This window comes from Streptomyces sp. CBMA29, from assembly GCF_014596445.1.
Classification (GTDB): Bacteria; Actinomycetota; Actinomycetes; order Streptomycetales; family Streptomycetaceae; genus Actinacidiphila.
Genome location: NZ_MECL01000156.1, coordinates 1 through 23,022 on the forward strand (window position 1 = coordinate 1; position 23,022 = coordinate 23,022).

Genomic DNA, 23,022 nt, shown 5'->3' on the forward strand with positions numbered 1-23,022 from the left:
GTCCGCGAACCGCCCGACGCCGACGACGACGTACCGCCGCCCACGGTGGCGGGCATCGCCGCCCTGGCCGCCAGGCACCGCGCGACGGCCCGGCTGACCGGGCGGGTGCGGTCGCTTCCGGCGGCGATGGAGGTCGCCGCCTACCGGTCGGCGGAGGCGCTGATGTCCGACGAGGCGCGGGTCACCGTGCACTACGCGGCCGACGGGGTCGAGGTCGTCGTCCACCGCCGGCCCTCGGCCGGACCGTCGCTGCGGCGGCTGCACGCGATGACCGACGCCGTCGGCGGTACGCTCGCGACGACCGGCGACGGCACGGTCCGCGTGTGGCTTCCCGAGGTGGTGCCGGCATGATCCGGGTGACGGTCGCGGACGACCAGGCCGTGGTGCGGGCCGGTATCGCCGCGGTGCTCGACGCCGAGGCCGATCTGAACGTCGTCGGCCAGTGCGCCGACGGGGAGGCCGCCGTGGCCCTCGCCGCCGAACTGCGGCCCGACGTGGCGGTGGTGGACATCCGCATGCCGAGGCTCGACGGCATCGCCGCCGCCGCGCGCATCACGGCCGACGTGCCGCGGACCCGGATCCTGGTGCTGACGACCTTCGGCCTGGACGAGTACGTCTTCGCCGCGCTGCGGGCCGGGGCCGCGGGGTTCCTGCTCAAGGACGCCGAACCCGAACGCGTCATCGACGCGGTGCGGGTCGTCGCCGCGGGGGACGCCCTGCTGGACCCCGGCATCACCCGCCGTCTGATCGACCGCTTCACGTCCGCGCCGGGTCCCGACGACGCGGCGCCGCTGGCCGCGCTCACGCCCCGGGAGACCGAGGTGCTCGTCCAGGTGGCGCGCGGCGGGACGAACGCGGAGATCGCCGGGGCGCTCGGTATCAGCGCGGCCACCGTCAAGGACCATGTCGCCGTCGTCCTCGGCAAGTTGGGCGTACGCGACCGCGTCCACGCCACCATCGCCGCGTACGAGTCGGGGCTGATCCGGCCAGGCGTACGCTGACCCCGCCGGACGGCGGGGTCGGTCCCCGCCGTCCGGCCGTCGCGACCGCCTGTCGATCCGGCCCCTGAGCAGGAGGAACGCGGCCAGGGGCGCTCATAGCGTTTTCGACATGGCACAGACACTCCTACGCCGCACCGCCGGCGTCCTGCTCCTCCTGGTGGCCGCGGTGCTCGGGCTCGCCGCGGCCGTGGCCGGTTTCGTCGGCGCGGCCACGGCCACCGCCTCCGTTCCGCTCCTGGTGGCGGCCGCCCTCGCCGTCCTCTTCGGCGTCACCTTCCTCGTGGCCTGGCCCGGCTTCGTGGTGTTCGACGTCGCCCGTCGGCGCCGGGCCGCGGTGATCTCCGCCGCCGTGCTCGCCGTGGTGGCCGCAGCGCTGTCGGGGGCGACCGTCCTGCGGCCGATGCCGCGGCCCGCCGAAGGGAAGGTGCCGCCGGGCGTACGTTTCTGGGCGCTGCCGACCGGCTCCCGGATCGCGTACCGCGAGGCGGCGGCCACGGGCACGGCCCGGCCCGCACCGGTGATCTTCCTGCACGGCGGTCCGGGCACCGCCAATGACGACATCCCGCAGGCGGGCCGCGCGCTGGCCGCCGACGGCTTCGACGTCTACGCGTACGACCAGGTCGGCTCGGGCCGCTCCAGCAGGCTGCGCGACGTGACCCGGTACACCGTCGCCCGGCAGGTGGCGGATCTGGACGCCATCCGCCGGACGATAGGCGCCGAGAAGATCATCCTGGTCGGCCAGTCCTGGGGCGGCTCGCTCGCCGCCGACTACATGGCCGCGCATCCCGACCGGGTGGCCAGGGCCGTCCTCAGCTCGCCGGGCGTGCTCTGGTACGGGGCCTTCCCCGACGGCAGGACCGGCGAGTTGTGGGACCGGCTGACGCCGGAGGCCAGGAAGCGGGTCGACGAGCTGACCAACACTCCCCGGATGATCGCCATGGCCCTGCTCCAGTCGGTCAACCCCGACGCGGCGCACCGCCTGGTCGGTGACCGGGAGGCCGACCAGCGCTTCCGGGAGATCCTCAAGACGTCACTGCCCGCGGCCCAGTGCCCCGGCAGGCCCCCGGCGCGCCTCCCGGACAACCGCACGGGCTTCTACGTCAACCAGTTCACCATCGACGACGCCAAGCACCTGCCGGACCCGCGCCCCCGGCTGCGGACCGCGCACATACCGACGCTCATCATGCGCGGCGAGTGCGACTACAAGAAGTGGGAGGTCACCTACGACTACAAGCGCACACTTCCCGACTCGACCCTGGTGTACGTGCCCGGCGCCGGGCACGCCATCGCGATCGACCGGCCCGCGGTCTACCAATCGGCGCTCCTGGCCTTCCTGCTGGACCGGCCGCTTCCGCTGCGCCCCTACACCGGGACGACCCCGCCGCCGTGAGATGCCCGTGCGATGGCCACGAGGCGCCCGTGAGACGCCCGTGAGACGCCCGTGCGGTGACAAACCCCCGGGGGGCATTTCACGGTCCCACGGAAATCACGGTCCCACGGGAAAAGGCCGCCCCGGCGAGTGCCGGGGCGGCCCCACATTTCCCTGCCGCGCGCTGTGTCAGCGGTTACGGTGGCTGCCGTAGTACTCGCCCACCTGCTGGTGGTATCCGGCGTCGCCGACGTGCTTGTCCTTGTCGAACTCAGGGGAGTTCTTGATCTGCTCCTTCGTCAGCTCGACGAAGATCTTCTGGTCCGCCGCGTCGATCGACCTCACGGTGCCGGCCGGGAGCAGTACGTGCTTGCCGAAAATCCACACGCCCGTGTCGACCACCAGATACGCGGAGTCGACGTCGTCGGAGTGCTTGTCGACCTTTCCGATGTGGCCGTCTGTCGCCTCGACCTTGTATCCGATCAGGTCGGTTCCCGCCGTGTGGCCGGAGTTCTGCTCGTAGCCCCAGATATTGTCGCTCATGTCGCGGCTCCCTTATCGCAATTTCCGTCCCGATTCGCGGTAGTGACGTTGTGTCATCCGATAGTCAGTGACGTTTACTCACACCGTCGCGTGCCCGCCCGTTCCGCACGCACACCTCATATGCCGAAGATTATTGCCGTACGGCAAATGTTCTTCTGAGCTGCCGAAAACGTGCGAAGGTCCCGCCTGACGCGCGGCGCCGCGGTGTGATCGGAGCCATGGGAAAAGCCCGCTGGGCCGGAGAGTCGCTCTCCGGCCCAGCGGGCTTCGCGCAGCCGACAGGCCCGCGGTCACAGGCGCAGCAGGCGCTCGGTGAGTTCGCGGTAGTCGCGCAGCAGGCCCACGGCACCGTCCGGGACGGCGTCTTCGTCCTGCCAGCGGGCGCGCAGGACGCGCAGCCGCTCGGCCAGCACCTCGGCGAGGTGGCCGCTGGCCGCGTCGAGGGCCTGGTCGGCTTCGTCCAGTGCCTGGCGCGGGCTCTCGCCGAAGGAGCCAGCGGCCCGCTGGAGGAGCGCGGCGGAGTCGTCGCGCTCCTTCTGCGGCAGCAGCGGCTCGGGCCGGGACTCGCGCTTGGCCCACCGTTCGGTGAACGCCGGATCCTCCGCCCCGGTCGCGGGCTGCCGTGCGCGTTCGGCGTCATACATCATGTGGGCTGCCACTTCTCTCTGCCGTGCCGGGTCGTGATCCGGACCGTGGTGTCGTGCCGACGCCCGTCCGAACACCATGACATCGGTGGAGGCCGAAGGCTGTGGCGTGCCGAAGGCGCGCCGCGTACCGCCCTACGCCGTACTGGCCAGTGAACTCCGGGCGTCACCGCATGTCAACGCGTCATCCGCCGACCGGGGCGTGCGCGGTGACGACCATCCAGTCCAGCACCGGGGTGCTCTGGAGATAGACGAGCACGCACATGACGGCCAGGAACACCAGGCTCCAGACGATCACCCGGCGGAAGAGGATGCCCTCGCGGCCCTCGAAGCCGACCGCCGCCACGGCGATGGCCAGATTCTGCGGGGAGATCATCTTGCCGAGCACACCGCCGGAGGAATTCGCCGCGGCCATGAGGGTGGGCGACAGGCCGGCCTGGTGGGCGGCGGTGACCTGGAGGGCGCCGAAGAGGCTGTTCGACGAGGTGTCGGAGCCGGTGACCGCCACGCCGAGCCAGCCGAGGATCGGTGAGAGGAAGGCGAAGGCCGCGCCCGCGCCCGCCACCCACAGGCCAAGGGTCGTGGTCTGACCCGACTCGTTCATCAGGTAGCCGAGCGCGAGGACCAGCATGACGGTGAGGACCGCGAATTTGAGCTGGTCCAGGGTGCGGCCGTACGCGCGCAGGCTCCGGCGCAGTCCGACCTGGAGCAGCAGCATGCTGAGCAGCCCGGAGATCAGCAGCAAGGTGCCGGCCGCCGACAGGTAGTTGAGCTTGAACGTGGTCGCCACCGGGTCGCCCACGGCGTTGGTGATGTGCAGGCCGGGCCACTTGACGATGTGCGTCACCGATTCGATGCCGCTGCCGGTCTCGCCCGCCTTGGCCGGCGGCTTGCCGGTGATCGCCGGGACACGGGTGGCCAGGACGAACACCACGATGATCGCGAGGTAGGGCGCGTACGCCTTGAAGACGTCCAACGGCGAGTCATGGGACGGGCGTTCGGGGGTGGGTGACCCGGTCTCCGCACGCGGGGACGCACCTGGGGACGCGTCCGGCTCCGTTCCCGTCGCGCGCGACGCGTCCGGCTCCTCCTCCGCCTCCGTGTACGTCTGACTCGCGTGCCAGAAGCGCGTGAGGATCAGCAAGGCCAGCGCGGCGGCCAACGCGGCGATGATGTCGGCGAGTTGGACGGACCAGAAGTTCGAGGACAGGTACTGGAAGACGGCGAAGACGACTCCGCACAGGACGGCGGGCTGCCACGTCTGCCGCAGCCCCCTGCGGCCGTCGACGATGAAGACCAGGGCGAGCGGCACGAACAGCGCGAGGACCGGGGTCTGCCGTCCGACCATGGCGCCCAGGTCGTCCACGGACAGGCCGGTGACGCCGGACAGGGTGGTGATCGGTACGGCGATCGCGCCGAAGGCGACGGGCGCGGTGTTGGCGACCAGGGCGACGGTCGCGGCCTTCAGCGGCTTGAAGCCGAGGGCGATCAGCATGACCGAGCACATCGCGACCGGTGTCCCGAACCCGGCGAGCGCCTCCATCAGCGCTCCGAAGCAGAAGGCGATGATGATGGCCTGCACCCGCTGGTCGTCGCTGATCGACGCGAAGGAGCGGCGCAGGACGTCGAAGTGGCCGGTCTCCACGGTGAGGTTGTAGACCCAGATCGCGTTGATGACGATCCACATGATCGGGAAGAAGCCGAACGCGGCGCCGAGCAGGCCGCTGTTGAGCGCGTCGCCGAGCGGCATCGAGTAGGCGCCGGTGGCGATGACGACGGCGACCACCAGCGAGATCAGGGAGGCCAGCCACGCCCTCATCTTCAGGACGCCGAGCAGGACGAACAGCACGAGCAGCGGGAGGATCGCGACGAGCGAGGACAGCCCTAACGAGTCATGTAAGGGGCGGTAGTCCTGCTGGTAGTTGGCGAGGAGCATGGTGCACCCACTTTTCTACGACGCCTAAGGGGACGGTTCCGCGTCACGTGAACTCCGCCGCGTGGCGCGGGTCTTGGGGGTGGCGTACGAGATGACGGTGCCGGGTCCTTCGAGTGCCCGAGCCAGGAGCCGGTCGACGGGGACACCCCGGATCGAGGCGTCGAGCACCTGCACGGTGTGGGCGACGGGCAGCCGCTCGCCCATGCGGGCCAACGTGGTGGCCACCTGCATCCAGCAGCCGGGGTTCGCCGTGACCATGATGTCCGCGCCGGTCGCCAGGACCGCCTTGGCCTTGCGTTCACCTAGTTCGCGGGCGGGTTCCGCGTGCAGCAGGTTGTACGTGCCCGCGCTGCCGCAGCAGATCTCGGCCTCCGCCAACTCCCGTGTCTCCAGGCCGGGAACGGCCCGCAGCAGTCGGCGCGGCTGGTCGCGTACGGCCTGTGCGTGCGCCAGGTGGCAGGCGTCCTGGTAGGCGACGGTCATGGGGAGCGGGTGTCTGGGGGCCACCGGGCCCAGCTCGTCGAGGAGTTCGGTGATGTCCATGACCTTGGCGGCCAGCGCCTCCGCGCGCCGCGCCCAGTCGGGCTCGTCGCGCAACTGGTGCCCGTATTCTTTGAGGTTGGACCCGCAGCCCGCGGCGTTCACCACGACGGTCTGCACCCCGGCCGCCTCGAACGTCTCGATGACGGACTTCGCGAAGCCCTCCGCCTCGGGGGCCCGGCCCGCGTGCGCGGACAGTGCGCCGCAGCAGCTCTGACGGCGCGGCACGACCACGTCGCAGCCCTCGGCGGCCAGGACGCGTACGGTCGCGGCGTTCACGTCGGGGAAGAAGGTGCCCTGGACACAGCCGGTGAGCAGACCGACGGTACGGCGGCGGGCGCCGACGGCGGGGGTGTGTTCCGGCAGCTTGTCGACGTGGCCGAGCTTGGGGGCCAGCGACTCCATGGCCTGGAGGGGGCGCGGCAGCCGTCGCAGCACTCCGCCACGGGCGAGCAGCCGCCCGAGGCCGCTCGCCTGGTAGACGCGCAACGGTGCGCGCAGGGCGCGCAGGCGGCGGGGGTAGGGGAACAGGCGGTAGATCAGGGCACGCAACAGCCGTTCGCCGCGCGGCCGTTGGACCCGGCGTTCGAGCTGGGCGCGGGTGCTCTCGATGAGCTTGTCGTACTGCACGCCCGACGGACAGGCCGTCACGCACGCCATGCAGCCGAGGCACTGGTCGAGGTGACGCACGCTGCTGGCGTCGAAGGCGTCGCCTTCGAGCCCGGCCTTCATGATGTCGATGCGTCCGCGCGGGCTGTCCATCTCCTCGCCCCACAGCACATACGTCGGGCAGGTGGGCAGGCAGAAGCCGCAGTGCACGCAGTCCCCGACAAGCGCCGCGTCCGGCGGGTGGTGGGCGTCGAAGGCGCTGCCGGGCGGTGGCGCGCTGCCCGGCATGCCGAGGGCGACGGTGGCGGCGCCCGCGCTGGGCGCGACGGGCACACCGAGCACGGGCGGCACGTTGGGGGTGTCCGCGGCCATCTAGAGTCCTCCGAGCAGTCGGCCGGGCGACAGGCGCCGCTCCGGGTCGAAGCGGTCCTTGACCCGCGTCATCAGGTCGAACGAGTCGGCGACCGGCCCCCAGTGGTCGAGCGCGTCGCGCGCGTCGTCGGCGGCGATCACCACGGCGGAGCCGTCGTAAGGGGCGATCGACGCCCGCAGCGCCGCGAGGTCGGTGTCGGCCGGCACCGCCATGTACGCCACTCCGGTGCAGGCCGACGCGGTGCCCGAAGCGCCGTCCGGGAGGGCGTCGAGCACGCGGGGCAGGGCGAAGGGCTCGTAGGCAAGCCGCAGGACGAGGCCGCCGGTCGGCCGCGCGCCGAACCAGCCGGGGGTCGCGTCCGCGTGCGCCCCCGCCCCCAGCAACGCGATCGCGGCGCGCGACTGGGCACGTACGGAAGCGGCGCTGCTCTCGAAGAGCACGACCAACTCCCGTTCCCGCGATGACCAGTTGAGTTCGACGGCTGTGGGGGTGAGCGTGGAGCGGGCGAGCAGCGCGGCGTACCTGCCCGCTTCCGCGCTGTCCTGTACGGGCACGGTGACCGCGCCGGCGACCGGTGGCAGCGGGTGGAGGCGCCAGGTCGTGGAGACCAGGACGCCGAGGCCGCCGTGCGCTCCGGTGTAGAGCTTGCCGAGGTCGTATCCGGCCACGTTCTTGACGACCTTGCCGCCGGATCGCGCGAGCGTGCCGTCGGCCAGGGCGACGGTGACGCCGATCAGCAGGTCACGGGCGGTGCCGTAGCGCAGTCGGCGCGGCCCCGAGGCGTTGGCGCTGACGATCCCGCCGAGCGTGGCGCCTGCTTCCGGCGGGTCGAGGGCGAGCGTCTGGCCGTGTTCCGCGAGCTGTTGTCGCAGGTCGGCCAGTGGCACCCCGGCCTCGGCGACGACCACGAGGTCGCCGGGCGCGTACTCCACGACCCGGTCAAGTCCCGTGGTGCGCAGCAGCAGGTCGCAGGAGGTGGCCGGGGCGGCCCAGCCGGTCTTCGTACCGCCGCCGACCGGGACGACGGTGCCGGTGGTGCTCCGCAGGATCTCGGCGACCTCGGCGGCGGTCGCGGGTTCGACGGTCTCGACGGCGGTCGCGGGTTCGACGGTCTCGGACGGTACGGCCCCCGCCTGGGCGGTGTCCGGCCGCGCGCGGTGCGGTGCGGTCATCTCAGAACACCTCGCCCAGCGCCGGGTCGTGCGTGTCGGCGGCGGTGCGGACGCCGGGGCGCTCCCCGCACAGCCGCGGGGTCGGGAACTGCTTGCCGGGGTTGGCGATGTTGTCGGGGTCGAAGGCGCAGCGGACGAGTTGCATGGTGTCGAGGTCCTCGGCCGTGAACTGCCGGGCCATCCGTGACTTCTTCTCCAGGCCGACGCCGTGCTCCCCGGTGATCGAACCGCCCGCGTCGACGCACAGGTCGAGGATGGCGAAGCCCAGTTCCTCCGCGGCGTGCGCGGCTCCGGGGACGGCGTCGTCGAAGAGGATGAGGGGGTGCAGATTGCCGTCGCCCGCGTGGAAGACGTTGGCGACGCGTATCCCGGCGCGTTCGGCGAGACGGCCGACCTCGGTGAGGATCTCGGGCAGCCGGGTGCGCGGGATGACGCCGTCCTGGACGTAGTAGGCGGGACTGATCCGGCCGACGGCCGCGAAGGCGGACTTGCGGCCCTTCCACATCAGGGCGCGCTCGGCCGCGTCGCGGGCGATGCGGGTCTCGAACGCGCGCCGCGCGGCGGCCAGTTGCTCGACCTGGACGAATTGTTCGTCCACCTCGACCCGGGGGCCGTCGAGTTCGATGACGAGGACGGCGACCGCGCCCTGCGGGTAACCGCAGTTGACCGCGGCCTCGGCCGCCTCGATGGCGAGGGCGTCCATCATCTCGATGGCGGCGGGCAGGATGCCCGCCGCGATGATGTCGCTGACGGCTCCGGCCGCGTCCTCCACGGTGTGGAAGCCGACGAGCATGGTCTGTACGGATTCGGGCGCCTGGATGGTGCGGACGGTGACCTCGGTGGCGACGCCGAGCGTGCCCTCGCTGCCGACGAACGCGCCGAGCAGGTCGAGGCCCGGGTGTTCGGGCGCGGTGCCCCCGAGGTGCACCACCTCGCCGTCGGGCAGGACGACTTCGGCGCCCATGACGTGGTTGACGGTGAAGCCGTACTTGAGGCAGTGCGCGCCGCCCGCGTTCTCCGCGACATTCCCGCCGATGGAGCAGACCTGCTGCGATGACGGGTCGGGCGCGTACGCCTGGCCGTACGGGGCCGCCTCGCGGGTGACCGACAGGTTGATGGCGCCGGGCTCGACGACGACGCGGGCGTTGTCGGGGTCGACGGAGACGATCCGGCGGAGCCTGGACAGCACGATGAGCACACCGTCGGCGACGGGTACGGCGCCGCCGGACAGCCCTGTCCCGGAGCCGCGGGCGACGAACGGGACTCCGGCCTCGGCGCACAGCCGTACGGCCGCCACGACGTCGTCGCGGTGCTCGGCGAGGACGACGACGGCGGGCCGTACCCGGAAGTTGGTCAGGCCGTCGCATTCGTAGGTGCGCAGTTGGGCGGGGTCGGTGAGGACCTTCTCCGCACCGACGCGGGCGCGCAGCCGGACCGCGAGCCCTGACGACTTGGGCGTGGGCCGGTCCGCGTCGGCCGGGACGGCGGTCATCGCGCTCTCCTCCGCTTGATTCCACTCCTCGGTAGTTGAATACCGAATGATGGAAGAATGCCGTCGCCTTCCGATCACGTCAAGGGTGGCGGGTGGTATTCGTCACACCCGCACGGAACGCCCCTTCCGCCTCAGGCGGCGAAAGGCCGCGACCGGCGTCCTCCGTCCACGCTGGGAACAATGCGGCTCGATTCAGCGATTAGAGTGCTGAATCATGGAACTGCGCCAGCTCGAATACTTCGTGGCGGTCGCCGAGGAGCGGCACTTCACCCGGGCCGCCCAGCGCATGCTGGTCTCGCAGTCCGGGCTGTCCGCCTCGGTGCGCGCGCTGGAGCGCGAGCTGGGCTCGCCGCTGTTCGTCCGCACCACACGCAGCGTCGAACTCACCGGCGCCGGGCGGGCGTTGCTCGTGGAGGCGACCCGTACGCTGGCCGGCGCCCGCGCCGCGCGGGAGGCCGTGGCCGCGGTACAGGGACTGCTGCGCGGCACCCTCTCGGTCGGCATCGAGCAGTGCGTCACCATCGACATCGGCGACCTGCTGGCCCGCTTCCGCGCCCGGCACCCCAATGTCGAGGTCCGGCTGCGCCAGGCGGGCTCCGCCGTGCTCGCGGACGACGTGGCCGACGGCCATCTCGACGTCGCCTTCGTGACCCTGCCGGGCGCGCCGCCCGAGGGCGTGCGCCTGCTGCCGCTGACCACCGAGCCGATGGTGCTGCTCTGCGACCCCGGCCACCGGCTGGCGGGCGAGCCGCAGGTGAAGTGGGCGGACCTCGACGGCGAGACCTTCGTGGACTTCCACGCCGACTGGGGCGCCCGGCAGCTCACCGACCGGGCCTTCGCCGCCTGCGGCGCCTCCCGCCAGGTCGCCCTCGAGGTGTACGACGTGCACACGGTGATCGACCTGGTCCGCTACGGGCTCGGCATCGCGGTCGTCCCGCGCCCCATCGCCCGCAAGGAGTCGGCCGCGTCGCTGTGCGCCGTGCCGATCACCGGCGCCGAGGACCCGGGCTGGCCGGTCTCCGTCGCCCTGCCCGACGACGACCGGCCGGGACCGGCCGCGCGGGAACTCCTCTCCTACCTGGACCGCTGACCGGATCAGGCCCGTCCCCCGTCCGCGCGCCGTACCCCCGCCATAGGGTGACCCCAACGCGACGAGGGGGCGGCGTGATCACTGAGCCTGAGCTGACGGACGGGTCGGACGACGACCGCCCCGTCGATGTCATCGGCGACGACGACCGGCCGCGGGAGCGGCGCGGCGGACGCCTGTCCGGCCTGAACCGGCGCCGCGGGCCATGGATCTGGGCGCTCTGCGGGGCCGTCGTCGCCTCCGCGGTCTGGGCCGGTGTGCTGCGGGGCACCGACTACGGCCGTACGGCCGCGCCCGACCTGCACGGATACCGCCTCGTGGATCCGTGCACCGTGGCGGCGCTCCAGCCGCTGGTGGACATGATCGCTCTGACGTCGATGAGCGAGATCCCCGGACCGATGAGCGTCGGCAGCACGCTCGACCACATATCGTGCAGCCTGGTCGGCAACACGGAGGAGCACCACGGCTGGATCACCTCCTACACCATCTCGGTCGGCGTCGACCTGCACAAGAAGACCGACCCCCGGACGGAGTTCGAGGACGGCCTGAAGGCGCGGGACGCCGACCCGCCCGATCCGGCCGCCGGCAGCAGCGTGGTCATGACCCACGACCCGCGGACGAGCAGGCCGCTGACCGGCCTCGGCGACCGCGCCTTTCTCACCGGTGACTCCACGAGCCAGACCGTGGACGTCCTGCACGGCGGCGCCGTGTTCTCGGTCGGTGTCAGCGCCACCGAGGAGTGGATCGACATGAGCGAGCGCCCGACGGACGCGGGCGGCTCACCCGAGCGCCCGCCCCGCGTCGACACGAAGCGGTTCGGCGCCGAACTGCCGCAAACCGTCCGTCACTTGATGAGCGTGCTGTCGGCGCGCTGAAGGCTCCCGCAGCTCAGCCCCAGAACGCCTGGGCCAGCGCCGTACCGGTGAAGGCGGCTCCCAGCCCCGCCGCCACGCTCGCCACCGCGTTGGCCGCGGCGAAGAAGCGGGCGCCGCTCTCGGCCAGCCGCAGCGTCTCGTAGGAGAAGGTCGAGTAGGTGGTGAGGGCCCCGCACAGGCCGGTGCCCAGCAGCACCTGGAGATGGGACGAGGCGGCGCCCTCGGCGACCGCGCCGGTCACGACGCCGAGGACGAGACAGCCGACGACGTTGACGGTGAAGGTGCCCCAGGGGAAGAGGCTGTCGTGCCGGCTCTGGACCGAGCGGTCGGTGAGGTAGCGCATCGGAGCGCCGACCATGGCCCCGACGATGACCAGCAGCCAGTTCATCGCGCCTCCGCCTCGTCGGCCCGCCGTGCCCGCTCGGCCCGGTCCGCGAGCCGCCCGAGCACCACGTGCCGGGTCGAGGCTGCCGCCAGCCACACCGCGGCGAGGGCGGCGAGCAGCGTGAGCGCCAGATACGCGAGCGCGGTACGGGCCTGCCCGCCGTCGATCAGGGCCCGGATGTCGGTGGCGTAGGTGGAGAAGGTGGTGAAGCCGCCGAGCACGCCGGTGCCGAAGAAGGGCCGCACCAGACGGTGCGTGTTCCAGACGTCGGTGATCAGCACCATGAAGACACCGATGACGGCGCAGCCGACGACGTTGACGAGCAGCGTCGTCCAGGGGAAGGTCCCGGCGGCCGTCGGCCACACCAGCGCGGCCCCGTAGCGGGCGCACGCGCCGATCGCGCCGCCGACCGCGACCATGGCGACGACCGGGGCCTGACCCTCCCGCGACTCCTCACGCTGTGCCGGGTCGTGCAGATCGATATCGGGGTCTACGGGTTCGTCGGGCGTCACAGGCCGGACTTCTGCCACCTTTGTCTCCTACTCACCGGGCACGCCCAAGCTTGGCGTGCGCGTATCGCAAGTAGGGACCGTTGACGGCTGTGTCGCCGTGGTTCGGGTACGGCGGGCCCCACCGCCGCGCGGTGCTCCGGGGAGCGCCGCAGACAGCCATGCTATCCGGCGGGGTACGAGGGGCGCGTGGGAGTCTGTCTTCTGCCGGAGCCACGCGACCGCGAGGGAGAGTCCCTGTGCCGACCTACCAGACCTCGATCACCGTCGACGCACCCGTCGAACGCGTCTGGGAGGTTCTCGTCGCCGTCGGGGACTGGCCCGCTCTCACCGCGTCCATGACCTCCGTCCGCCCGCTCGACGCGGACGGCGCGAGCCGGAGCGGGAGCGCGGACCGCGTCGTCGCCGTCGGACGCCGGTTCGCGGTCGAGCAGCCCAAATTGCGCAAGGCGGTGTGGACGGTCACGGCGCTGGACGAGGGTTCCCGGTTCTCGTGGCGGTCCGCGGGTCCCGGCGTGACCACGAGCGGCGACCACCTGGTCGAGCCGGAGGGCGACGGCACCCGTCTCACCCTGGTGCTCACCCAGCGCGGCGCGCTGTCCGGACTGGTCGGCCTGGTGGCGGGCGGCCTGACCCGCAGGTACCTGGAGATGGAGGCCCGCGGCCTCAAGGAACGCGCCGAGTCCCCCGCCGCCGAGTAGCGGCGCGGGCGCGGACGGAGCCGCGGCGGGTCAGACCCGGTCGATGTGCACGTTCGTGGACTTCACGCGGGCGGTGGCCTGCATGCCGACCTCCAGGCCCAGTTCCTCGACGGCCTCGCGGGTCAGCAGGGACACCAGCCGGTGGGGCCCGGCCTGGATCTCCACCTGGGCCGCGACGTCGCCGAGCTTCACGGCGGTGACGATGCCGGGGAAGGCGTTACGGACCGAGGTGTACGAGGCGTCCTCGTCCGCGCTGTCGGACTGCGCGATCTCGACGGAGAACGCGGCCAGGTCGCGGCCGTCGATGAGCCTGCGGCCGTTGTCGTCGCGGTGGGTGGCGACCCGGCCGCCGTCCGCCCAGCGGCGGACCGTGTCGGGGCTGACGCCCAGGAGCCGCGCGGCCTGGCCGATCGTGTAGGACTGCATGGGGAAGACAATAAGCGCAGCCCGCCGCCCGTCCCCGCACACCAGGGGCGACGACACGGCAGCACCCCGCCATACGCTGACGGGCGCCGACGGACACCGAGGGACGGCAGAGGGACGGCAGAGGCGGCGACACGGCGGACGCGCCGTGCCCGTACGCGCCCCAACACGCGCGCCGCGCCCGGTTAGAGTGCGGGAGCCGCACCCGGCAAATCCGACATTCCATACGGCGATCGAGGCGTATCCCCATGAGCCTGAGCATCCGCAACCAACTTCCCGGCACCGTCGCGTCCGTGACCCCCGGCGAGGTGATGGCGACCGTCAAGGTACGGCTGGACGGCGGCCAGGACATCACCGCCGCGATCACCCTGGAGGCGGCGGGCGAACTCGGCCTCGCCGAGGGCACGGCGGTCCGCGCTCTGGTGAAGTCCACCGAGGTCTCCCTGGCCACGGGCCCGGTCTCGGGTCTCAGCATCCGCAACCAACTGCCCGGCACCGTCACGGAGATCGCCACGGGCGGCGCGATGGCCGCGGTGAAGATCTCCGTCGAGGGCGGCGAGTTGACCTCCGCGATCACGAAGGACGCGGCCGTCGACCTCCGGCTCGCCCGGGGCACCGCCGTGATCGCCCTGATCAAGTCGACGGAGATCTCGCTCGCGACCGTCTGACGACCCGTCCGCCGGTGCCCGTGGCAGCACTCCTGAGGCCAGTGGTGTGCTGGTGAACCCGGTGGAGTCACCAGCCGATTCACTGCGAGAGAGCGCTCTCTTCGTGCTTGACACCCAGTCGCGCGGCCCGCGAGGGTACGTCTCCAAGAGAGCGCTCTCAATTCCCCCCTCGCCGTCAGAAGGTGGTCGTAGCTCATGTCTTCGTTCAGGGCCGCAGACAGTGCACTTCCCAGCTCGCAGCAGCCGCAGACGCCCTCGCAGTCGCAGGCGCCATCGCAGGCACAGTCGCAGCACATATCCGGGGAGCGCGGCGGTCTGAGCCGCCGTTCGCTGATCGCCACGGCCGCTTTCGCCGGTGTGGTGCCGCTGGCCGGTGCCGCGACCCCCGCCGCGGCGCAGTCCGCCGGCGGGAAGTCCACGGGCACACACTCCCCCGGCTCTCACTGCCCTGGCGGCCACTCGCCGTCCACGGAACCCGACTTCGGCCCGAACGTCACCGTCTTCGACCCGAGCATGCCCGCCGCCGACATCCAGGCCGCACTGGACGCGGCCACCGCCGTACAGGTCGCCAACGAATTCGGCACGCAGCGTTACGCCTTCCTCTTCAAGCCGGGCACGTACGACGTCGACGCGCAACTCGGCTACTACACCTCGGTCGCGGGTCTCGGGCTGTCGCCCGACGACGTGACCATCAACGGCGCGGTGCGGGTCGAGGGGCAGGCGCAGCCGGGCGGCGGCGACAGCGCGCTCACCAACTTCTGGCGCTCGGCGGAGAATCTGGCGGTCAACCCGACCGACGGCATCAACTGGTGGGCGGTGTCGCAGGCCGCGCCGCTGCGCCGCGTGCACATCCGCGGCCAGCTCTTCCTCTTCCCCCGTCAGGGCGGTTTCTCCAGCGGCGGCTTCATCGCCGACTCGGTGGTGGACGGGCAGGTGATCAACGCCTCGCAGCAGCAGTGGCTGACGCGGGACAGCTCGGTCGGCTCCTGGTCCAACGGCGTGTGGAACCAGGTCTTCGCGGGTGTCGCCGGCGCCCCCGAGCAGTCCTTCCCCGACCCGCCGTACACGACGCTGGCCACCAGCCCGGTCAGCCGCGAGAAGCCCTTCCTGTACGTCGACTCGGCGGGCCGTTACCGGGTGTTCCTGCCGTCGCTGCGGCACGACGCGGTCGGCGCGTCCTGGTCCGGCGGTACGACCGCGGGCACCTCGGTCCCCATCGACCGGTTCTTCATCGCCAAGCCCACGGACTCGGTGCGGACCATCAACCGCGCGCTGGCGCAGGGCAAGCACCTGCTCCTGACTCCGGGCGTCTACCGGCTGGCGGAGTCCATCAAGGTCAAGTGGTCGGGCACGGTGGTGCTCGGCCTGGGCTTCCCCACCCTCACGCCGGTCGGCGGCGCGGTGCCGATGACCGTCGCGGACGTGAAGGGCGTCCGCGTGGCGGGGCTGCTCTTCGACGCGGGCAAGACCAACTCCCCCGCCCTGCTGGAGGTCGGCAGCAGGCGCGGCGGCCGTACGGACCCGCGCGACCCGACCTCGCTCCAGGACGTGTTCTTCCGGATCGGCGGCGCGGGCGCGGGCAAGGCCACCACGAGCCTGGTCGTCAACAGCGACAATGTGCTGCTCGACCACATCTGGGCCTGGCGGGCGGACCACGGTACGGGCGTCGGCTGGACGGTGAACACCGCCGAAACCGGCGTGGTCGTCAACGGTGACCACGTCCTGGCCACCGGCCTGTTCGTGGAGCACTACCAGAAGTACAACGTCATCTGGAACGGCGACCACGGCCGGACGGTCATGTTCCAGAACGAGTTGCCGTACGACCCGCCGAACCAGGCCGCCTACGGGCATCACGGCGTCGCGGGCTGGGCCGCGTACAAGGTGGCGGATTCGGTCCGGCACCACGAGGGCTGGGGTCTTGGCAGCTACTGCTTCTTCAACGTGGACCCGACGATCCACAACGCCCACAGCTTCGAGGTGCCCGACCGGCCGGGCGTACGGTTCCACGACCTGCTGACCGTCTCGCTCAACGGCGACGGCGTGATCGACCACGTCATCAACGACTACGGCGCGGCGGCGCAGGGCTCGGCGACGGTCCCGGTGGACGTGGTGAGCTACCCGCCGGCGCGCTGAGGCGACGCGCACACCCCTGGTGACGGGCAGTGACGTATGGTGACGGGCCCCGGTGACGCGCTGGCGTCACCGGGGCTCCGCGCGCGGTGGACGCGGTGGGCCCGGTGGACGCGGTGGGCCCGGTGCGCGCGGTGGGCGCGTGCGGTGAGCGATGGGCACCCGATGCGGGCGGGACGTATGCGACGCCGTCCGGCGGGTAGCCGAGGGGTACGCAGCTCACCATCGGAGGTGACCGCAATGCTGATCCTGGGATTGCTGCTCCTGGCCGGTGCCGGTGCTTTCACCGGCCTCGCCATCGCCGACAACACGTCGGGAGGTCCCGAGTACAACGTGTCGGTGCTCGGGCACTCCATCGCGACCATGAACACCCTTCAGATCTTCTGCGCCGGCCTGGCGCTCGCCCTGATCTTCTGCCTCGGCGCCGCGATGGCGATGGGCGGCGGAGTGAGTCACCGGCGCAAGTCCCGCAAGCTCACCGAGGCCCGCAGGGCCGCGAAGGACAATGCCAAGGAACGTGACGCGCTGGCGGCCCGGTTGGGCACGGCGGACACCACGGCCGCACCGGCCGGGGACACCGGGACCGACTACGCGTACGGCGGCTCCACGGCGGCTGGCAGCGCCGGCGGTCCCGACGGTCCCGACAGTCCCGAGACGGAGGCCGCACCACGGCACCGTCACACGCGGCACCTGTTCGGCCACTGACCGACCGCGGTCCTCGGATGCCGTGAGGGCGGCGCCACCCGTGACACCGGGGGGCGCCGCCCTCCGCGCGTCCACCGGGCCGTAGGAGCGCGGGAGCCGTACGAGCCGTACGAGCCCGTTCTGCTGCCGCGTGGACTCGAACGCGGGAACGCGGTGCGGACTGCCGCGAACAGCCTTCCTGCGGGCGAGGTGTCCGATTATGATGCGGATCACGCCGCCTCCCCCTACGAGGTGGCGCCCGGCAGTGCCCGGACATCCATGTCGACGACGAAGACGACACAGAAGTCGGGAAGGCCATGGCAGAGCAGGGTGCGCTCCAGCACCGCAGGACCGTACTGGAAAACGAATGGGCCCGCCGCGTCCCGCAGTTGAGGTCGGCGGGGGGCTATCCGGCGGGCCCCGCGCCGCTGCGCCGTGAGGTCACCGACTCCTGGGTGCGCAGCGTCGGCACGGTGGATCCCGCGCGGGACAGCGCGCCGGTCTCCGAGGACGGCGCGGTCCATCCGCGGTGGAAGGGTTCGCCGCTGCGCGCGCCGGTCGCCGACCTCTCGGGGGAACTGCACAGCATCGCCGAGGACGCGGGTTTCGTCGCGGCGGTGACCGACGAGTCCGGCACGATCCTGTGGACGTGCGGCGGCAGGCTGATGCGGCGCAGGGCGGAGCGGGTCAATTTCGCGCCGGGCGGGCGGTGGGACGAGCGCGCGATGGGGACCAACGCGCTGTCCCTGGCGCTGCGCACCGGCCGCCCGAGCACGGTTTTCTCCGCCGAGCACCTGGTCGCGGCACTGCACGGCTGGGTCTGTTACTGCGCCCCCATCCACGCCCCCGACGGCCGGGTGCTTGGCGTCCTCGACCTCTCCACCACCTGGGACCGCTCGCACCCGCTGGCCCTGCCGACCGTACGCACCCTGGCCTCCGCCATCGAGGCACGACTGCTGGACGGCGCACCGGAGCCGGAGCGCCCCGCCGGTCTCGAACTGCGCTGCCTCGGTACGGCGCAGGCCAGCAGCGACGGCGAGCCGCTGCATCTGCCGCCGCGCCAACTGGAGATCCTGACGCTGCTCGCCCTGGAGCCCGAGGGTTTCGCGCCCGACCGGCTGCGCGCGTCGCTGTACGGCGACCGCTGCGTGACGGCGTCCACGTTCAAGGCCGAACTGTCGCATCTGCGGCGCGCGCTGAACGGTGGGGTGGCGACCAGGCGGTACGCGCTGACGGTGCCGGTGAGCTGTGACGCGGCCGAGGCGCTGCGGGCGCTGGAGTGCGGTGACATCGCGGCGGCCGTCGGCCACTACCGCGGGCCGCTGCTGCCGATGTCGGAGGCGCCGGGCATCGTGGCCTGGCGCGAGCATCTGGAAGTGGTGGTCCGCGAGGCGGTGCTCGCCGACACCCGCCCGGAGCACGCGCTGCGGTACGGGGAGCGGGCGCCGTACGACGTCGCCGTGCACGAGCACGCGCTGCGGCTGCTCGGTCCCGGCGACGCGCGGCGCGGGATCGCGGCGAGCCGGCTGAACGCGGCGCTGCGGAGCTGACGCGGACGGTCACCGGCCGTGCGGGAGGCTCCGACCGCGCGGGCCCCGGGACCCGCCGTCCGCGGAGGCCCCGCGACGCCAACCTTTTGCCAACCTCGGGCGACCACAGTGAGTGCTGACACCGTAACCCGCACACCGGTACACCGAGGAGCGCCGCCATGGTCTACGCGCAGCCAGGCACCGAGGGCAGCATCGTCAGTTTCGCCCAGCGGTACGACAACTTCATCGGGGGCGACTGGGTCGCACCGGCCGAGGGACAGTATTTCGACAACCCGTCCCCGGTGACCGGTGAGACCTTCTGCCAGGTCGCGCGGTCCACCGCGCCGGACATCGAGCTGGCCCTGGACGCCGCGCACGCGGCTGCCGGTCCGTGGGGCCGCACCTCGGCCACGGAGCGGGCGAACATCCTCAACAAGATCGCCGACCGGATCGAGGAGAACCTCGAACGGCTGGCGGTGGCCGAGACGTGGGAGAACGGCAAGCCGGTCCGCGAGACGCTGGCCGCCGACCTGCCGCTGGCGGTGGACCACTTCCGCTACTTCGCGGGCGCGCTGCGCGCCCAGGAGGGCAGCATCTCGGAGATCGACGCCGACACCGTCGCGTACCACTACCACGAGCCGTTGGGCGTGGTCGGCCAGATCATCCCGTGGAACTTCCCGATCCTGATGGCCACCTGGAAGCTCGCGCCGGCGCTGGCGGCGGGCAACTGCGTGGTCATCAAGCCCGCCGAGCAGACCCCGGTCAGCCTGCTGGTCGTCATCGAGCTGATCGCCGACCTGCTGCCCGCCGGTGTGCTCAACGTCGTCAACGGATTCGGCGTGGAGGCGGGCAAGCCGCTCGCGTCGAGCCCGCGGGTGGCGAAGGTGGCCTTCACCGGTGAGACCACCACCGGGCGGCTGATCATGCAGTACGCCAGCGAGAACATCATCCCGGTGACGCTGGAACTGGGCGGCAAGAGCCCCAACATCTTCCTGCCGGACGTGATGGCCGCGGACGACGACTACCTCGACAAGGCGATCGAGGGCTTCGTGATGTTCGCCCTCAACCAGGGCGAGGTCTGCACCTGCCCGTCCCGCGCGCTGATCCACTCCTCGATCTACGACGAGTTCATGGCCCGCTGTCTGGAGCGGACCCGCGCCATCGTCGGCGGCGACCCGCTGGACCCGGCGACCATGCTCGGCGCCCAGGCCAGCAACGACCAGTACGAGAAGATCCTGTCGTACTTCGACATCGGCAAGCAGGAGGGCGCCGAGGTCCTGACCGGCGGCACCAGCCGTACCGTCCCCGGACTGGAGGGCGGCTTCTACATCGAGCCGACGATCTTCCGCGGCACCAACAACATGAGGATCTTCCAGGAGGAGATCTTCGGCCCGGTCGTCTCGGTCACCACCTTCGACTCCACCGACGAGGCCCTCAAGCTCGCCAACGACACCCTGTACGGCCTCGGCGCGGGCGTCTGGACCCGCGACGGCAACACCGCCTACCGGCTCGGCCGCGAGATCAAGGCGGGCCGCGTCTGGACCAACTGCTACCACGCCTACCCGGCCCACGCGGCCTTCGGCGGCTACAAGAACTCCGGCATCGGCCGCGAGAACCACAAGATGATGCTCGAGCACTACCAGCAGACCAAAAACCTCCTCGTCTCGTACTCCCCCAAGAAGCTCGGCTTCTTCTAGACCCGCAACAAGCGGTGCCCGGCCTGCGCTTCACCAGGCCGGGCACCGGTCGGCGTAGACCTTGCCCGCGGGCCCGAGAGCAGGGGTGACGGTAGCCAGCGCGTCGGCCGGAGCGCGGCGGGTATTGCCGGACGTGCGGTCCCAGCACTGCTCCAACCGCTGCCTGGCGGCTCGGATTTCATCGGATTTCAGACGCGCGCAGCCCCGATGCGCCCGTCGGCGGCACGGTGGTCTTGCAGTGGCTTGGTTCACGTTCGGCGGCAGCGTCTGTCGACGGGTTTGAGCAGCAGTGAGCGATCACTGGACCGATTGATGTTCACGAGTAGGGCGGTCCTCATCGTTGTCGACCGGGCATGCGGGCGGGATCGCGTGCTACGCGGTCGCAACGCCCAGGAAGCGCAATACCGCCAGGACGCGGCGGTGGTCGGCGTCGGCCTTGGGCAGGTCGAGCTTGGTGAAGATGCTGTTGATGTGCTTGGCGACAGCGCTCTCGCTCACCACCAGCTCGGCGGCGACGCCGGAGTTGGACCGGCCGCCCGCCATCAGCTCCAGCACCTCCCGCTCGCGCGGTGTCAGCCGGTCGAGCGGATCGCTGTGCCGGCGCACCAGCAGCTGCGCGACGACCTGCGGGTCGAGCGCGGTGCCGCCGGCCGCCACCCGGCGTACGGCCTCGGTGAACTCCTCGACGTCGGCGACCCGTTGCTTGAGCAGATAGCCGACGCCCGAGGTGTTGGCGGCGAGCAGATCGGCGGCGTACCGCTCCTCGACGTACTGCGACAGCAGGAGCACGGCGGTACGCGGATACTGGCGGCGGATCACCAGCGCGGCACGTACTCCCTCGTCGGTGAAGCCGGGCGGCATGCGCACGTCGACCACGGCGATGTCGGGACGGTGCTCATCGACGGCCGCCAGCAGCCCTTCTGCGTCGGTGACCTGCGCGCACATCTCGAAGCCGGCCGCCTCCAGCACCTTGACCACACCGATGCGCAGCAAGAGGGAATCCTCGGCGATCACGGCGCGCACGGCAGCTCCACGGTGATGACAGTCGGGCCCCCGGCGGGGCTGCGGCAGGAAAACGTGCCGTCGACGGACGCGACGCGCTTGGCGAGCCCGGCGAGCCCGGTGCCGTCGGCCGCCCCGAGATACGCGCCGCCCGCGCCGTCGTCCGCGACGACCACCAGCAGTGTCTCCCCGATCCGCTCCACGGTCACATCCGCCCGGGTCGCCTGGGCGTGTTTGACCACGTTCGTCAGGGCCTCGGAGACCACGAAGTACGCGACAGCCTCGACCGTGGGTGAGGGGCGCTGCCGCAAGTCCACCGCCACGCGCACCGGGACCGGGAGGCGGGCGGCGACCCCGGACAGCGCGGCGTCGAGGCCGCGGTCCTCGAGGACGGCCGGATGCAGGCCGCGCACCAGGTTGTTCAGCTCGGCGATCGCCTCCTTCGCCTCACGGTGCGCCTCGTCGATCACCTTGCGGGCATCCGCCGACAGATCGCCGAGGGTGGCCCTGGCAAGGCCCAAGTTGACGGCGAGTGAGACGAGGCGCTGCTGCGCGCCGTCGTGCAGGTCGCGCTCGATCCGCCGCCGCTCGGCGTCGGCGGCGTCGAGCACGCCGGCCCGGCTCTCGGCGAGGTCGGCGACCCGGCGGGTCAGCCTCTCCGTGCGGCTGGGGCCGAGCAGGATCTCGGCCGCCCGGGTGTCCAGCCGCACCAGAGCGCCGGTCAGCCGGGGCCCGAGGAACAGCAGGGCGAGGCCGCCGGCGGTGATGTACGCGGCCTGCGTGGTGTATCCGAGGTCGGTGACCCGCCATTGCGGGGGCAGCGCCCAGATCCACACGTAGATGGAGGCGGCCACGAGAGCGGCGGCCCAGACGGCGAGGACGGCGAGGTCCAGGACGGCGAGCAGCGGACCCGCCACGGCGTGGTAGCAGACCTGCCGCCACAAGGCCCGCGTGGTCAGCCGGCGTATCGCCGACGTCCAGTCGCGTCCGGGCCCGGGTGCGGCGGGGCGCGCGAGGTCCTTGCCGACGAGTGCCCGGTAGCGTCGCCGCTGCCCGCCGGTCAGCAGGGGTGTCACCACGGCCGTGAGCAGCACGGGCAGCGGAGTCACGGCCGGCGCCCCCGCTATCGCGCCGGCCAGCCAGAGCCACAGTGGCACCACAGCGAGGTGGAGCGGCAGGCCGGCGGCGACGAGCGCGGTCCGGTGTCCCGCCCCGCGGAACGGCCGGCCCAGCACCAGCCACGTCGTGAGTTGCATGCGTCAAACGGTAAAGCCGCAGGCCATCCTCGTGCCATGACGCTGCCGCCCGGTTCGGGGGTGCACTTTTCTCCACCCCGGGTCGGAACCCTGCGTGACTGACGGCGTCCCCGTGTGCGGCGGAGGGTGGAGCACGTGAAGGGGACAGCCGACGGGGAGCGGGCGAAGACGATGCGTCAACTGGTGTTGTGCGATGAGGAAGTGGCCGGCGCCGAGGTGATCCCGCTGTACGAAGAGGCGCAGGAGCCGCGCCCGGCGCGGGGCATGCGGCGGGCCGGGGGGCTGCTGGTCGCCTGCGGGCTCGGCCTGCTGCCGTGGCTGTACGTGCTGGCCACCGGCCTGCCGGCCACCGCGACCGCGGCGCACTGGGCAGTCGCCTGGGTCGGGCTCGACGCGC

At 71.9% G+C, this 23,022-nt stretch carries 21 protein-coding genes and 2 pseudogenes; 12 read left to right on the forward strand and 11 right to left on the reverse strand.

Features of this window, described 5'->3' with window-relative positions; translation table 11 throughout:
* The 3 genes and pseudogenes from BGM09_RS20920 to BGM09_RS20930 all read left to right on the forward strand — a co-directional run.
* Positions 1–351, forward strand: a pseudogene (locus BGM09_RS20920) (hypothetical protein); the annotation flags it as partial.
* Positions 348–1,001 carry a response regulator gene (locus BGM09_RS20925; RefSeq protein ID WP_188283192.1) on the forward strand — a complete coding sequence of 218 codons (654 nt, stop codon included), beginning with the start codon at positions 348–350 and terminating at the stop codon, positions 999–1,001. The pseudogene BGM09_RS20920 and the gene BGM09_RS20925, both read left to right, overlap by 4 nt.
* Positions 1,002–1,110: 109 nt before the next feature.
* On the forward strand, positions 1,111–2,391 hold the full coding sequence (locus BGM09_RS20930) for an alpha/beta hydrolase (protein ID WP_188283193.1): 1,281 nt from the start codon (positions 1,111–1,113) through the stop codon (positions 2,389–2,391).
* A 168-nt stretch (positions 2,392–2,559) separates the two neighbouring features.
* Here BGM09_RS20930 and BGM09_RS20935 read toward each other — a convergent pair whose 3' ends face one another.
* The 6 genes from BGM09_RS20935 to BGM09_RS20960 all read right to left on the reverse strand — a co-directional run bounded on the left by BGM09_RS20935 (position 2,560) and on the right by BGM09_RS20960 (position 9,679).
* Positions 2,560–2,913: a PRC-barrel domain-containing protein gene (locus tag BGM09_RS20935; RefSeq protein ID WP_188283194.1), complete on the reverse strand. Its 354-nt coding sequence runs from the start codon at positions 2,911–2,913 to the stop codon at positions 2,560–2,562.
* 290 nt (positions 2,914–3,203) lie between these two features.
* A complete protein-coding gene (locus tag BGM09_RS20940) occupies positions 3,204–3,560 on the reverse strand; it encodes a hypothetical protein (protein WP_188283195.1) in 357 nt (118 codons plus the stop codon).
* Between the two features lie 181 nt (positions 3,561–3,741).
* Positions 3,742–5,493, reverse strand: coding sequence for an L-lactate permease (locus BGM09_RS20945; RefSeq protein ID WP_188283196.1), 1,752 nt, complete (start codon positions 5,491–5,493; stop codon positions 3,742–3,744).
* A gap of 24 nt (positions 5,494–5,517) precedes the next feature.
* Entirely contained in the window at positions 5,518–7,014 is a 1,497-nt protein-coding gene (locus BGM09_RS20950) for a (Fe-S)-binding protein (RefSeq protein ID WP_223187359.1), read from the reverse strand.
* Positions 7,015–8,187: an FAD-binding oxidoreductase gene (locus BGM09_RS20955; RefSeq protein ID WP_188283197.1), complete on the reverse strand. Its 1,173-nt coding sequence runs from the start codon at positions 8,185–8,187 to the stop codon at positions 7,015–7,017.
* Position 8,188: 1 nt separating this feature from the next.
* A complete protein-coding gene (locus BGM09_RS20960; protein WP_188283198.1) occupies positions 8,189–9,679 on the reverse strand; it encodes an FAD-linked oxidase C-terminal domain-containing protein in 1,491 nt (496 codons plus the stop codon).
* A 214-nt stretch (positions 9,680–9,893) separates the two neighbouring features.
* On the opposite strand from BGM09_RS20960, the gene BGM09_RS20965 reads away from it, so the two are divergent.
* Complete coding sequence (locus tag BGM09_RS20965) at positions 9,894–10,769, forward strand: LysR family transcriptional regulator (protein WP_188283199.1); 876 nt, start codon at positions 9,894–9,896, stop codon at positions 10,767–10,769.
* Between the two features lie 74 nt (positions 10,770–10,843).
* A complete protein-coding gene (locus BGM09_RS20970) occupies positions 10,844–11,641 on the forward strand; it encodes a hypothetical protein (protein ID WP_188283200.1) in 798 nt (265 codons plus the stop codon).
* Positions 11,642–11,654: 13 nt separating this feature from the next.
* Here the strand turns inward: BGM09_RS20970 and crcB (BGM09_RS20975) are convergent, their stop codons facing one another.
* Both crcB (BGM09_RS20975) and crcB (BGM09_RS20980) read right to left on the reverse strand, forming a co-directional pair.
* Positions 11,655–12,029 carry a fluoride efflux transporter CrcB gene (gene crcB / locus BGM09_RS20975; protein WP_188283201.1) on the reverse strand — a complete coding sequence of 125 codons (375 nt, stop codon included), beginning with the start codon at positions 12,027–12,029 and terminating at the stop codon, positions 11,655–11,657.
* Positions 12,026–12,556 carry a fluoride efflux transporter CrcB gene (gene crcB / locus BGM09_RS20980; RefSeq protein WP_317452805.1) on the reverse strand — a complete coding sequence of 177 codons (531 nt, stop codon included), beginning with the start codon at positions 12,554–12,556 and terminating at the stop codon, positions 12,026–12,028. The genes crcB (BGM09_RS20975) and crcB (BGM09_RS20980) overlap by 4 nt, the downstream gene beginning before the upstream one ends.
* 218 nt (positions 12,557–12,774) lie before the next feature.
* Between crcB (BGM09_RS20980) and BGM09_RS20985 the strand changes: the two genes are divergently transcribed.
* Positions 12,775–13,236: an SRPBCC family protein gene (locus BGM09_RS20985; protein ID WP_317452806.1), complete on the forward strand. Its 462-nt coding sequence runs from the start codon at positions 12,775–12,777 to the stop codon at positions 13,234–13,236.
* Between the two features lie 30 nt (positions 13,237–13,266).
* Here BGM09_RS20985 and BGM09_RS20990 read toward each other — a convergent pair whose 3' ends face one another.
* Positions 13,267–13,662: a molybdopterin-binding protein gene (locus tag BGM09_RS20990; protein ID WP_188283203.1), complete on the reverse strand. Its 396-nt coding sequence runs from the start codon at positions 13,660–13,662 to the stop codon at positions 13,267–13,269.
* 245 nt (positions 13,663–13,907) lie between these two features.
* Between BGM09_RS20990 and BGM09_RS20995 the strand changes: the two genes are divergently transcribed.
* The 5 genes from BGM09_RS20995 (at position 13,908) to adh (ending at position 20,367) form a co-directional block, all read left to right on the forward strand.
* Positions 13,908–14,327 carry a molybdopterin-binding protein gene (locus tag BGM09_RS20995; protein WP_188283204.1) on the forward strand — a complete coding sequence of 140 codons (420 nt, stop codon included), beginning with the start codon at positions 13,908–13,910 and terminating at the stop codon, positions 14,325–14,327.
* A gap of 195 nt (positions 14,328–14,522) precedes the next feature.
* The gene (locus tag BGM09_RS21000) at positions 14,523–16,460 is read left to right on the forward strand and encodes a coagulation factor 5/8 type domain-containing protein (RefSeq protein ID WP_223187360.1); all 1,938 of its coding nucleotides are present in this window, start codon (positions 14,523–14,525) and stop codon (positions 16,458–16,460) included.
* 237 nt (positions 16,461–16,697) lie between these two features.
* Entirely contained in the window at positions 16,698–17,162 is a 465-nt protein-coding gene (locus BGM09_RS37900) for a hypothetical protein (protein WP_223187361.1), read from the forward strand.
* A 296-nt stretch (positions 17,163–17,458) separates the two neighbouring features.
* Positions 17,459–18,691, forward strand: coding sequence for a helix-turn-helix domain-containing protein (locus tag BGM09_RS21010; protein WP_188283205.1), 1,233 nt, complete (start codon positions 17,459–17,461; stop codon positions 18,689–18,691).
* 158 nt (positions 18,692–18,849) lie between these two features.
* Complete coding sequence (adh, locus tag BGM09_RS21015) at positions 18,850–20,367, forward strand: aldehyde dehydrogenase (RefSeq protein ID WP_188283206.1); 1,518 nt, start codon at positions 18,850–18,852, stop codon at positions 20,365–20,367.
* Positions 20,368–20,739: 372 nt separating this feature from the next.
* Here the strand turns inward: adh and BGM09_RS21020 are convergent, their stop codons facing one another.
* Both BGM09_RS21020 and BGM09_RS21025 read right to left on the reverse strand, forming a co-directional pair.
* On the reverse strand, positions 20,740–21,390 hold the full coding sequence (locus tag BGM09_RS21020; RefSeq protein ID WP_188283207.1) for a response regulator: 651 nt from the start codon (positions 21,388–21,390) through the stop codon (positions 20,740–20,742).
* Positions 21,378–22,625 (reverse strand): sensor histidine kinase, encoded by a 1,248-nt coding sequence (locus BGM09_RS21025; RefSeq protein ID WP_188283208.1) that lies wholly within the window; start codon positions 22,623–22,625, stop codon positions 21,378–21,380. Before BGM09_RS21025 ends, BGM09_RS21020 begins: the two co-directional genes overlap by 13 nt.
* A 135-nt stretch (positions 22,626–22,760) precedes the next feature.
* Here BGM09_RS21025 and BGM09_RS21030 point away from each other — a divergent pair.
* A pseudogene (locus BGM09_RS21030) lies at positions 22,761–23,022 on the forward strand (hypothetical protein); the annotation flags it as partial.